The following is a 12408-nucleotide window of genomic DNA, read 5'->3' on the forward strand; positions in this document are numbered from 1 at the left end:
CTCACTATGCGCGTGCTGTCTTTTCGCTTGAAATTCATTCTCGCCAGCCTGGCGCTATGCCTGGTCTTCTGGGCGGCCTGGCACAGTCATCCGGCCCATGTTCTGGCGCCTTTCGCCCGGCCTGCCGCGCCCTTGGCCGCTAGCGCCGAGCCGGTCTACAACAGCCGGTTCGTGTCCTCGCAACTGGATGACTTTGTGCATTCGTCGTCGGTTACCGCACTGCCGGGCGGCGACTTGATGGCCGTGTGGTTTGCCGGCTCGCGTGAAGGCGCCGCCGACGTGCAGATCCGTACTGCGCGGTTCGACGCCAAGACCACGGAGTGGGGCGCCGAGCATGTGTTGGCGACCCGCGAGTCGACTCGCGATGGCACCGGGCGCTACATCCGCAAGTTGGGCAACCCGGTGATTGCACTGGCGCCGGACCAGCGCCTGTGGATGTTCTATGTGTCGGTGTCTGTGGGGGGCTGGGCGACCAGCGCGATCAATGTGATGGTGTCCGAAGACCTGGGGCGCAACTGGTCTGCGCCCCGGCAACTGATCACCTCACCGTTTTTCAATGTCAGCACCCTGGTGCGTGCTGCGCCGGTTTTTCATGCCGACGGCTCGATTGGTTTGCCGGTCTATCACGAACTCATGGGTAAGTTTTCCGAATACCTGTACCTGAGCGCGGATGGCGCAGTGATTGATAAATTCCGCATCAGCCGGGGCAAGCATTCGCTGCAGCCGACCATTGTGCCTCTGGACGAGCGTCGCGCCGTAGCGATGCTGCGTTATGCCGGTGATACCCATCATCGTGTGCTGGCCAGCCGCACCGATGATGCCGGGCAGACCTGGAGTGAGCCTTACCCTCTGGAACCGGCCAATCCCAACTCATCCCTGGCCGCGGTCGGCACTGCCGATAACGGCTTGCTGGTGGCGCTCAATGACCTGCGTGACGGGCGCTTCAAACTCAGCCTGTATGGCACCGACGCGGACCTCAATGACTGGCGCAATGTAATCGACTTGGATCAATCACCGGATCCGCTTGGCCAACCCTTCGCCCCCGAGGCCTACAAGGCGATCATCGGCGCCGGCTTTCGGGCCTCCAGCGGCGCACGGCGCTTGCCGTTGGAGCAGCGTTTCCTCAGTAACCTGGACTACCGGGTGTGCAAGCCTCGGGGCTGTGATTTCGAGTACGAGTACCCGTATTTCAGCCGTGGCCAGGACGGCGTGTATCACCTGGTTTATTCATGGAATAACACCTTTATCAAGCATGTCAGCTTCAACGAAGCCTGGCTGGCGGAGCGCCTGTAATGATGATGCTGTGGCAGGCCCATTTGACCTTCATCCTCCTGGGTTTTGTCCTGCTCGGGTCGTTGCGTTGCCTACAGCCCTGGCGCCCGTGGTTGTTGCCAGGGTTGGCGTTGGTCAGCTTTATCCCCCTCAATGACCTGCCGCTGGCGGCGTACGTGCGCAGTTTTACCGATGATTTGGCAATCAGCACCCTGGTGTTGCTGGGCTGGGTAAGCCTGGTGCGGTTGGGGCTGGTCGAGCCGCAAGAGCCTCGGGCGCGCGCCCAGATGCTGGTGCTGTTTGGACTGCTAGCTGCGCTGTTGTACCCGGCCACCATGGGCCTGACTTACTTCGATCCCTATCGCTGGGGCTTCAATCCAAGGCCGATGATTGTGCTGGTTGCGCTGCTCGCCTTGGGGCTGTTGTGGCTGCGCAATACGTTGGCCGTGTGGATGCTCGCGCTCGGCACACTGGCCTTTGCGTTACGCCTGAAAGCGTCGGAAAACTACTGGGACTACCTGATCGATCCGCTGCTGGTGGGCTATTGCCTGGTGGCGGGCAGCGTGCTCTGCGTCAAGAGCGTCAAACTACATAGAGGTCAATGATGGGTTGGTTGCAATCGCGGCGACTGCGCTATGGCGTAGGGGCGACAGGTCTGGCGTTCTTGCTGTTTGCAGGGTTGCGGCTGGTGTTTGTGCTGGGGTTTTCCGGCATCGATCCGGCGCAGTTCGCTGATAACCGGCAGTTGCTCGACACCCTGGGCATCGGCTTGCGTTTCGACCTGCGCCTGGCGGTGTTGTTGGTGTTGCCGTTGGCGGTGCTAGCCTGGATGCCGCGCTGGAACCTGGTGCGCGTTGCGGGCTTGCGCGTTGTGGCACGGGGCTATTGGCTGCTGACGCTGGGCTTCGTCGGCTGGGTGTACATCATCGACTTCGGCCATTACGCCTATCTTGGGGTTCGGCTTAACGCCAGCGTGTTGCGCTACCTGGAAGACGCACAAATTTCGCAGCAGATGGTTTGGCAGACCTATCCGGTGCTGTGGATCGTCCTTGCCTGGTTGTTGGTGCTGGGTGTGTGGTTCTGCGCTTTTGTGAGGTTGGAACGCCTGACACTGGGGCGTCCACCCCAGGCCATTCGACGCGCTTCACTGGCGTTCGGCAGCGGTCTGGGGTTGATCGCTGTGCTGTTGGCGCTGCTTGGGCGAGTGGAAAGTCTCAACCTGCAAAACCCGGTACCACTGCGCTGGAGCGATGCGTTTTTCTCTGGCAACGGCAAGATCGCGGCACTGGGCCTGAATCCGGTGCTGTTTTTCTACGACACACTCAAGGCCGGCCAGGCGCAGTTCGATGAGCCACAGGTGCGTGAACATTACCCAGTGGTTGCCCACTACCTGGGGGTGGACCGCCCCGATCCGCAGAGCCTGACGTTCGAGCGTGAGCAAACCGCGCAGCCGTACCGCCTGGGCGCAACGCCGAACGTGATGTTTGTGATGCTCGAATCCCTGGGCACCAGTGCGGTCGGCGCATATGGCAACCCGCTGAACCCGACGCCAAACCTCGACCGGCTGGCGACCCAGAGCTGGTTCTTTAAACACTTCTACGTGCCGGTCACTGGCACCGCAAAGACCGTGTGGGCGAGTATCACCGGCGTCCCGGATGTCACGCGCCAGGAAACGGCGACCCGCCATCCCCTGATCACACGCCAGCACACGCTTATCAATGCCTTCACCGATTACCAGAAGCTGTACATGATTGGCGGCAATGCCGGATGGGCCAATATCAACGCCTTGATCCAGCAGAGCATCGACGGCGTGCGCTTGTATGAAGAGCGCCACTGGCAGTCACCTCGAGTCGATGTATGGGGCATTTCCGATCTGGATCTGTTCAAGGAAAGCGACCGGATCCTGCGCGATCTACCGCGGGACCGGCCATTTTTTGCCTATGTCCAGACGGCGGGCAATCATCGCCCGTTCACCATTCCTCGGGACAATGACGGTTTCAAGCGCAGCAACCTGTCCCTGGAGCAAGTGCAAGCCGCCGGCTCACGCAGTGTCGAGCAGTACAACGCGGTGCGCCTACTGGATTTCAATATCGGCAAGTTGATGGAAATGGCCAAGGCGGGGGGTTACTACGACAACACGATTTTCGTGTTCTTTGGTGACCACAACACCCGTATCAGCCAGATACCCCATATGCCGCCGGCTTTCGAGCAACTGGGCCTGGAAAGCAACCACGTGCCAATGCTGATTCACGCCCCGGGCTTGCTCAAGCCCAGGGTGATCGAGGAGGCGGTGGGGCTGGCGGACCTGTTGCCGACGGTCGCGGGGATGGTGGGCGTGGCGTTCAACAATGGGGCGATGGGGCGCGATATACAGCAACCGGCCCCGGAGGGCGAGCGTGTGGTACCGCTGGTCTTGCGTGAGGGCACTTTCCCGCTGATCGGCGGGGTCACCCAGGATTATCTGTTACAGATGCAGCATGACGGCAGTGCGCCGACCTTGCACGACCTGCGCTCCCTGACCCCCCTGGACAACGTGGCTGGGCAAAACCCCGATGAATTCCAGCGTCTGGTCAAATTGACCCGAGGCCTGAATGAAAGCGCGCGGCTGATGTTGTACCGCAATGTGCGTTGAGGTCCGGCTGCGCGCTATGGCTGGGGCTGGAGGCGCCGCGCACGTTTGCCTTATCCGCTGACGGCGGAAACTGAAAGAGATAAGGCAGGGTAGGGCTTGTCCCAGCGGGCAGAGTCAAGCGCTACAGTGAGCAAAAAACGCGATTTTGAGTGAATGGGTTCGCCCCTGGGCTCCTTGTAGAATCCAACGCCGACTTATATTCATGGAGAGAACAGTGCGGATCTACATTACCGGCGCTTCGTGCGCAGGCGTCACGACTTTGGGGCAAGCCCTTGCTGCGTCGCTGGGCTTAATCCACGTTGATGTGGATGACTTTTACTGGCTGCCCACTAACTGACGACCCGCTGTGTTCGGGACGCAACAGAGCGCGGCATGAGGCGTGGATTTCCAGGCAGACGGTGCCGGTCTTGCGCATTGACGGGGCGTGCGCCGCCGAAAAAATGGTTGCGGACACCCTGCGCGCCGTGTCGCAGATAAGGTGAAGGGGGCGCTGTAGAGCAAGGCGAGCGTCAGCGTCAGACATCCCAGGGCCAACCCAAACCGGGATCACCCAAGCGAAAACCTGCAAGTAGGCTTAAATCAGGGATAACGAACGCGTCGATGGGCTTTACACGACAGCCGTCAATACCTTGTTTTAGTCCATAACCGCAGAGGGCTTAGGGATGTCGATAAAACTTCGACTGTTGTTGCTGATCGGCACCAGTGTACTCACCGTGCTGGTCATCAGCCTGGTGAACTACCTGGGGAATGCACGGATGGAGGCGGCGATGATTGACAGTGAGGTCAGCATGACCGCCCTGAGTAATCATCTGGAAGCCGACATGATGCACGACGCGCTGCGCGCCGATGTGTTGTCGGCAATGCTGGTGGGGCTGGGCAAAAGTGTCAGCAGCCGGGATGAAGTGCTGGGGGCCATCGCTGAACACGCGGCGCATTTTCGCAAGTCGCTGGACGATAACCTCGCGCTTGCGCTCAACCCCAGCCTCAAGACCGCACTGAGCGATATCAAGCCCAGCCTCGACAATTACATCGCCTCGGGTGAGCGGATTGTCGGTGTGGCGCTGGACGATCCCGTCGCGGCCCAGCAAGAACTGGGCACTTTCAGCGACGCCTTCACCCAGTTGGAAGGCCAGATGGCTAGCCTCAGTGAACTGATCGAAAACAACTCCAAAGCCAGTGGCGAGCAGACCCGTCAAACCGTGCGCAGCGCCAATTTCACCCTCGCCGTGGTGCTGGTGCTGTGCCTGCTGTTGCTGGTTGCCCAGGGCTACTGGGTCACCCGCAGCATCATGCGGCCGCTGCAACTGGCGCGACAGATTGCCGAAAGCATCGCCCATGGCAACCTCAGCGAACCGATTCCCGAACCTGCCAGCCGCGATGAGGCAAGCATGCTGATTCGCAGCCTGGCCGTTATGCAACATGACCTGCGCGGCATGATTGACGTGGTGCGCAACAACGCCCAGGGCGTCACGCGCATGAGTCAACAGCTGAGCAGCGGTTGCCATGAAGTTGCCGCCAGCAGCCAGCAGCAGAGTTCTGCAGCAGGGACTATGTCGGCCGCTACCAGCCAGATGACCGCCAGCATCGAAGAAATCACCCGGCATGCCGAGCACGCGCTGGAAATGGCCAATCAGGCGCAAACCCTGGCCGAGAACGGTGGGCAAGTCATTCACCAAGTCGTCAGCGACATGGACGCCATCGCTCGTTCGGCGCAACAGTCGGCCCAAGTGATTCGCACCCTGGACAAGGAGTCCGAGGGGATCTACAGCATTATCCAAGTGATCAAGGGCATTGCTGACCAGACCAACCTGCTGGCCCTCAATGCCGCCATCGAAGCGGCCCGCGCCGGCGAACAGGGCCGCGGCTTTGCCGTGGTGGCTGACGAAGTACGCAGCCTGGCAGGACGCACCAGCGCCTCCACCCAGGAAATCGCCAGTATGGTCGCGCGCATCCAGCAAAGTACCCGCGAGGCGGTGACCAGTATGGAGGCGGGGGTGGCCCAGGTGGATAAAGGCATGGCGGTCACGGCCGATGTGGAGCGAGCAATCCGCGAGATTCTTGAGGCGACGTTGAATACCACGCAACTGGTTAACGACATTACCCGCACCATTGGTGAACAGAGCCTGGCCAGTAATGAGATCGCGCATCAGGTGGAGATGATTGCCGGGATGTCGGAAGGCAATACACGGGTGATTGGCCAAACGGCGGGGACTACCGATGAGTTGTCGGCGCTGGCGGGGCAGTTGGCGCAGTCGGTGGGGCGGTTTCGGCTTTGATTGGCGCAGGTGTTCTTGGTGGGGGAGTTTTGTAATGCGCTAGGAGCGGATCAGCGAGCGGCTGGGTCGCTCGCTATGGCGAGGCCGTAGCGGTCAAGACGCTGGATAAGTTGGAAACGATGCTGCTGCATAACCAAGGCAAGAACCCAATGGGCTTCGATTACGAATTCAATCTTGCCCCTGGCAAAAAATACACAAATGCTGCGCTGCTGTTTGAGGTGCAGGGCAATATCATCGACCAAGACACCAAAAAAAACATATTTGCGAGTTCAAGAAATCACTAAGTGGGTGGTGATTCAGGATGTGACCGAAGAGTCCCCTAAGTAGATCTCAAATACCGGTAAAGTGTCTGACGGCTGATTTCAAAATCACGCGCTAGTTTAGATTTACTTTCTCCAGTACCGGCGCGGTCAATTAAGCTTACAACCTGATTGTCAGACAGTTTTTTCTTGCGCCCTCTGTAAACCCCACGCATCTTTGCGCTGGCAATCCCTATTGCCTGTTTTTCCCTCATTGCTGCACGCTCGAACTCTGCGATCCGTTCCATTACCGCAATAATGGGCCCCATGACTTCAAGGCAGTCATGTCGGAAAATCAGGTTTTCGTTCAAAAACTCCAGGGTTACCTGCTTTTCAATCAGCCGGCGAGTGATGGTGCACAGTTGCTCGGTGCTGGAGGTGAGCGTTGTCATGCTGTCGACAACCACAGTATCCCCGCACTGTGTGTAGCGAATCAGCCTTTCAAGGCCTGGGCGATTTGCGGCATTGTCTGCAGGGTCATCGTAGAACACTGCGTCAAATACATCATGGCTCGTTTTTTTCTCCGCGCTACCCTCGGATTCTTGTAGAGAGAGCCGGAAATATTTGATGCGATGCAACCTCATGGTGCCTCCTTGGCAATACTTGTACGCAGTTGTTTTATCCTTGGGCAAACTGTAACTAAATTATTAAAAATTACACAAGTGCCTGTAACGCTGAACTCGCCCAAAATACACAGTTGCAAAGAATTGAACTTGTCTTATCCTTTTGAAGCTTGGAATGATCCTAACAAGTTTTTCGCAAGCAGTCGACTTCATATTTATTGAATAGGGCGGGTCAATTCGTCCAATGAATTTGAATGCCTACTGTTTATCGATCAAACAATTGATTTGACCGGCTTGACGAGGCTGGTAATTCCCCGACGCAAGCAGAGGATGAATGGATGAAGGTCTTGGAAGAAGCCATCGAATTTGATCGCCTAAGTACCGATCAGGAAAAGATTGATGATGTCACCCGACGAATTACCGAGCACGGGAACTACCTGCGCAAGCGCTACCCGATCCTGCAGCATCAGGATGCACTGGGTGCGAGTGTCATGGTGTTTTCCCTGGTAGGGATGGTGGTCACGGGAGGGCTCTATATAAAGGGTTTTATCCCCGGGTGGACGTGTATTTTTATCAATGCCTTGCTGACTTCGTTTATTCATGAAATCGAACATGACTTGATTCATCGGCTTTATTTCAGAAAACAACCGCTGGCCCATAATGCCATGATGTTTTTTTGTTGGTTGGCACGACCGGGAATGCCCAGCCCCTGGCTAAGACGCAGTCTGCACTTTCATCATCATAAAGAGTCCGGAACAGATTCGGATGTGGAGGCCTGGATCACCACCAGTGGTAGCCCCTGGGGAATTCTCCGGTTGTTAAAACTGATGGATGGATTTGTGTTTGGTTTCCTGAATGCGGTTTTTGCTCCGGGGTGGCGGCAAAAGGTAAGATTGTTAGGCAAAATCATTCGACTCAATACACCTTTCGGGCTTTTGTATTGGGGGTGCTGGTATGTATTCCTCGGCTATCACCTGTATGTCTGGTCAGGGTCAATCGTGGGGGCGGACGTCCATAGTTCTGCTGCGACGTTGGCGTTAATGGATGTCGTCAATAGCGTTGTAGTTATTCTGGTCGCTCCCAATCTGATAAGGCAGTTTTGTCTGTTTTTTATCAGTTCAAATATGCACTATTACGGTGATGTTGCCCCGCGAAATGCGTTACAGCAAACCCAGGTAATGAATCCTTGGTGGCTGTGGCCGTTCCAGATGTTCTGTTTTAACTTCGGCAGCACTCACAGCATTCACCATTTCGTTGTGCGAGACCCGTTTTACTTGCGTCAGATGACGGCACCTTATGCGCATAAAGTCATGGCACAGGCAGGTGTCAGATTCAATGACTTCGGCACATACAAACGAGCGAACCGTTTTTCCATGGACCACTCTCAAACGCGTTCGCGGGGTTGAGTTCCCCCAAACATTAAATGATGTGGTCCGCGAAAGTAGTGTTGTTTTAATACGGGCCTGCCAGGCAGCAGGATCTTTCTTGTCGTCTGGCAAACTTGTCGATGGTTAAGGGCAGTACTGCAAATACCAGGAGTCTGAGGCATGAAAGCGCAAGGGATGTGTGCGAAGCAGTTTGAAGCGGTCCAGCAAGCCTTCGAGGACATGTTTGATGATCCACAAGAGCGAGGCGCCGGGCTGTGCGTGCAGGTAAATGGAGAGAGGGTTGTCGACCTGTGGGCCGGTATGGCGGATCAAGAGGGGATCAAGCCTTGGACGCGCGACACGCTGGCCAATACCTTTTGCGTTGTAAAACCCTATGTCGCGGTGGCTGTGCTGATGTTGGTCGAGCAGGGCAAGCTGGAACTGGATGCGCCGGTGGCCCGTTACTGGCCCGAGTTTGCCAAGAGCGGCAAAGCCAAGGTGACCTTGCGTCAGGTGATGAACCACACCGCGGGCCTGCCGGCGCTGCGAGCACCCGACCATAACCCCATGATGTATGACTGGGAACATATGATACGGGTCTTGGAGGCCGAGCCGCTGTGGTGGGAGCCGGGAACAGACCTGGGATATGGCACCACCACCTTCGGCTGGATTCTCGGCGAGTTGATTCGCAGGGTGGACGGACGCGATCCTTGTGTCTTTATCCACGAAGAGATTCTGGACCCCCATGACCTCGACGTTCACCTTGGCGTGGACGAAAAGCACTTTCACCGTATCGCTCGTTTCGACAATGCCACAGGCCGGATCGGTGATCCCTACTCACAAGCGTTGCGGACCGTGCTGAAAAACCAACCATTGCATATCGCGACATTTGCCTTTACCAACCCCGGTATGGTGCCTAGACGCACCAATGACCCTCGCTGGTGGGCGTATCGGCAACCGGCGGTGTGCGGACACGGCACCGCTCACGGCCTGGCCGGCTTCTATAGTTCATTGCTGGCGGGAAACTTTATCGGTCGCGAACTGCTCAATGAGTTCACCCAAGAGCACAGTCACGGCATGGACCGGACATGGATGCGCCCAATGCGTTATGGATTAGGTTGCATGCTGGAGCAGCAAATCGATCCGACGGCTTCGCTTGCCATGGGCCCAAACGCATTTGGCCATCTCGGCCTTGGCGGTCCGGTGAGTTTCGCCGATCCCGAAAGTCGCGTGAGCTTTGGTTTTGTCACTACGACTTCGGGCAGCCATACGATGATTGATCCCCGTCCTGGCCGGCTGTCAGCCCTTGTTTATGCGGCGCTTTGAAAGAGGCTTATGCTCACGGCTACACCCGCAGCCAGGCCCACTGCAGAGCCGCCAGCCTCGGTGATTCATAGGTGTGCTGATTGATATAGTTTTTCTAATGATGTTTAACTTTGCTAAACAAGGCTTATCATCAGGCTCGCGGCGGCGCAGTGGAAACGATCCTTTCTAGCCGCTGAATCCAGGAAAACTAAAGATCATGGCCGCATCCCTTCCTTATCTGGCGTTACGTACCTTCGTTGAGGTAGGCCAGCGCGGCAGTATCAAGGCGGCTGCCCAGGCCCTGAACGTCACATCGGGGGCGGTAAGCCAACAGATTCGGTTGTTGGAAGATCGGGTAGGCATGACGCTTTTCACCCGTGAGAGAAGCGGTTTGCGTCTCACTGAAGCGGGGGCAAGCGTACATCCCGCCTTGCTCCAGGCGTTCGAACAGATTCAGAAGACTTTACTGTCGCTGGAACAAGCCAAGTCCTGGCAAACCTTGACGGTCAGTACCGTTGCCACGTTCGCGGCGTCGTGGCTAGTGCCGCGCCTGGGCCGTTTCAACCAGCGATATCCGCACATCGAAGTGCGGGTCGAAGCGACGTCCGCCATCGCGGACATGCGCCGAGATCGAGTCGACGTTGCATTACGCCATGGGCTTGGGGTCTATCCCAACCTGCACGTCACGCGCTTGATGGCGCCGGTATTGGTGCCGGTGGCCAGCCCCTCCCTTGTGCTGGCAAACGCCGTGCTCACTGAGCCGCAGGATTGCCTCAAGTACCCTCTGTTGCACGACTCAGACCGCGCAGATTGGTCCTTATGGCTCTCGGCCCATGGCGTTGGCAACGACCCACGCGCCGAACGCGGGAGCGCTTTCGAAGATGACTTCCTGCTAATTCGCGCAGCAGAAGCCGGGCAGGGGCTCGCCCTGGTGCCAGTGGAATATGCGAAAGAGGAAATTGCTGCGGGCCGCCTCGTACAAGTCCTGGATAAGCCTTGGCCTGCACGATTTGCCTACTACGTCGTGACCCGGCCGGAGGCGATGCAACGTGATGAGGTCAAGGCGTTTGTGGAGTGGGTTATCGAAGAGGCGCAGAGTACGACATAGTCCCAGGCCAATTGGCTACGAGGGGCAAAAGTCTGAAATCAGTAGATGAAGTAACCGACTAAAGCTGCCGTTCGCAACCGGCCGTTTGTGTCGTGAAACGGTCAAGCGTCATCCTGCGCAGCGACACCTGCCAGCCACATCAGGAACGCGCTCACGTGCTCCTGCCGCTCCCACCCTGGCACGCACACCGCAACGTAACGCGGACCCAGCAGGCTTACTTCTGGTCTATAGGCCACTAATTCCCCACGCCTGAGGCTGTCGGCCACCAATACATTGCTTGCCAGCACCAGCCCATGACCCGCAACCGCAGCGCTCAAAGCAAAATGCTCATCGTCGAACTCACGCATCTGCGCGGTTTCAAGCCATGCCTGGCATTCGGCGGCCGCGCACCAGCTTTCCCAGTTGATTGAAAAATCTCCCGGGATTTTCCAGTGAAGGTTGATCAATTCGATCTGATTTACGTTCAGCGAGGCCACCAGATCCGGGGCGCCGTAAACCGAGAATTGCTCGTTCATCAACTCCTGACGGAACAACTTCGGGTCATCGCGACTGACCGAGCGAATAGCAACATCAATACTGGAATCACGCAGCAGATCGACTACTTCGTTACGTGTATCGACCCGCACATTGAATTGCGCAAAGCTCCGATAGAAACCACCCAGCCGGGGAATCAGCCAGGCAGCCGCCAAGCCCGGTGTAGTGGAAATGGTCAGGGTCTGGGGAACAGTGTCCGGACAAAAAGCTTCCAGACTGCGGCGAATGTCTAATAAGGCGCGATGAGTCTGGCGATATAGCAACTCACCCTTTTCGGTCAACACCACACCTTGTCCTGATCGCTTGAACAGCATCGCTGCGAGGCGGGCTTCCAACGTCTTGACCTGATGGGAAATGGCCGCGGGGGTGACAGAGAGCTCCTCAGCTGCCGCTTTAAAGCTACCCAGTCGCGCAGCCGCCTCGAAGGTGCGCAGCGCGTTAAGCGCAAGAGTCGAAAACACGCATCGTTCCCTAGATGAATTGAATTGATGACTGTTCAATTTATCTCATTTTTCTTGATGTGTACGCAGCGATACCGTCGCAGATATTCGATCTACTCAACCTGCGGAAAACACCATGCAAGGACCTTCGCGAAAAATTCTTCAAGCCATCCTCTATGAATCAATCGCTATTGCGGTGCTGTCGCCCAGCATCTCGTTGATATACGACGAAGGTCTGGCCCATGCGGGTGCGCTGTCGTTGATGTTGTCTGTATGCGCGCTGCTGTGGAACGTGCTGTTCAACTACGTTTTTGAATTCTGGGAAGCGCGTCAGCCGCAGCGTGCTCGCACGTTGGGCAGACGTTTGCTCCACTCACTGGGTTTTGAGGGGGGGCTCGTTCTACTGTTGGTGCCACTGGTGGCATGGTGGCTGGAGATTTCTTGGTGGGCTGCACTGGTCACCGATCTGGGGCTGTTCGTTTTCTTCTTCTTTTACGCGCTGGTGTTTCAGTGGGTCTTTGATAGGGTGTTTGATGTACCAACGTCCGCGAAGGGGGAGGTTTCGGTTAACCAATAACCCGCGCGAAACCCCCATTAGCCTACCTGTAGCAG

General features: G+C 57.1%; 11 protein-coding genes and 1 pseudogene. 10 read left to right on the forward strand and 2 right to left on the reverse strand.

From position 1 onward, the window contains the following. The first annotated feature begins 6 nt into the window (after positions 1-6). The 6 genes and pseudogenes from HBO09_RS22715 (at position 7) to HBO09_RS22735 (ending at position 6464) form a co-directional block, all read left to right on the forward strand. The gene (locus HBO09_RS22715; RefSeq protein ID WP_169997476.1) at positions 7-1293 is read left to right on the forward strand and encodes a sialidase family protein; all 1287 of its coding nucleotides are present in this window, start codon (positions 7-9) and stop codon (positions 1291-1293) included. Further along, positions 1293-1877 carry a hypothetical protein gene (locus HBO09_RS22720; protein ID WP_104912280.1) on the forward strand — a complete coding sequence of 195 codons (585 nt, stop codon included), beginning with the start codon at positions 1293-1295 and terminating at the stop codon, positions 1875-1877. The genes HBO09_RS22715 and HBO09_RS22720 overlap by 1 nt, the downstream gene beginning before the upstream one ends. Next, entirely contained in the window at positions 1877-3904 is a 2028-nt protein-coding gene (locus HBO09_RS22725) for an LTA synthase family protein (RefSeq protein ID WP_169997474.1), read from the forward strand. The genes HBO09_RS22720 and HBO09_RS22725 overlap by 1 nt, the downstream gene beginning before the upstream one ends. Before the next feature lie 214 nt (positions 3905-4118). Beyond that, positions 4119-4386: pseudogene (locus HBO09_RS29055) on the forward strand (hypothetical protein). 180 nt (positions 4387-4566) lie between these two features. Beyond that, complete coding sequence (locus HBO09_RS22730; RefSeq protein WP_169997472.1) at positions 4567-6180, forward strand: methyl-accepting chemotaxis protein; 1614 nt, start codon at positions 4567-4569, stop codon at positions 6178-6180. A gap of 119 nt (positions 6181-6299) precedes the next feature. Beyond that, positions 6300-6464, forward strand: a complete 165-nt coding sequence (locus tag HBO09_RS22735) for a hypothetical protein (RefSeq protein WP_178120385.1) — start codon at positions 6300-6302, stop codon at positions 6462-6464. A 35-nt stretch (positions 6465-6499) separates the two neighbouring features. On the opposite strand, the gene HBO09_RS22740 is transcribed toward HBO09_RS22735, so the two are convergent. Then, positions 6500-7063 carry a recombinase family protein gene (locus HBO09_RS22740; protein WP_169997470.1) on the reverse strand — a complete coding sequence of 188 codons (564 nt, stop codon included), beginning with the start codon at positions 7061-7063 and terminating at the stop codon, positions 6500-6502. Positions 7064-7380: 317 nt separating this feature from the next. On the opposite strand from HBO09_RS22740, the gene HBO09_RS22745 reads away from it, so the two are divergent. The 3 genes from HBO09_RS22745 to HBO09_RS22755 all read left to right on the forward strand — a co-directional run bounded on the left by HBO09_RS22745 (position 7381) and on the right by HBO09_RS22755 (position 10822). Then, positions 7381-8448, forward strand: coding sequence for a fatty acid desaturase (locus HBO09_RS22745; RefSeq protein WP_169997468.1), 1068 nt, complete (start codon positions 7381-7383; stop codon positions 8446-8448). 141 nt (positions 8449-8589) lie between these two features. Further along, positions 8590-9735: a serine hydrolase domain-containing protein gene (locus tag HBO09_RS22750; RefSeq protein ID WP_169997466.1), complete on the forward strand. Its 1146-nt coding sequence runs from the start codon at positions 8590-8592 to the stop codon at positions 9733-9735. A 196-nt stretch (positions 9736-9931) separates the two neighbouring features. Further along, positions 9932-10822 carry a LysR substrate-binding domain-containing protein gene (locus HBO09_RS22755; RefSeq protein WP_169997464.1) on the forward strand — a complete coding sequence of 297 codons (891 nt, stop codon included), beginning with the start codon at positions 9932-9934 and terminating at the stop codon, positions 10820-10822. Positions 10823-10923: 101 nt separating this feature from the next. Here the strand turns inward: HBO09_RS22755 and HBO09_RS22760 are convergent, their stop codons facing one another. After that, a complete protein-coding gene (locus tag HBO09_RS22760) occupies positions 10924-11817 on the reverse strand; it encodes a LysR substrate-binding domain-containing protein (RefSeq protein ID WP_169997462.1) in 894 nt (297 codons plus the stop codon). Between the two features lie 115 nt (positions 11818-11932). On the opposite strand from HBO09_RS22760, the gene HBO09_RS22765 reads away from it, so the two are divergent. Then, entirely contained in the window at positions 11933-12373 is a 441-nt protein-coding gene (locus HBO09_RS22765; RefSeq protein WP_169997460.1) for a PACE efflux transporter, read from the forward strand. Positions 12374-12408 lie beyond the last annotated feature (35 nt).

This window comes from Pseudomonas sp. WS 5027, assembly GCF_012985695.1.
Classification (GTDB): Bacteria; Pseudomonadota; Gammaproteobacteria; order Pseudomonadales; family Pseudomonadaceae; genus Aquipseudomonas; species Aquipseudomonas hygromyciniae.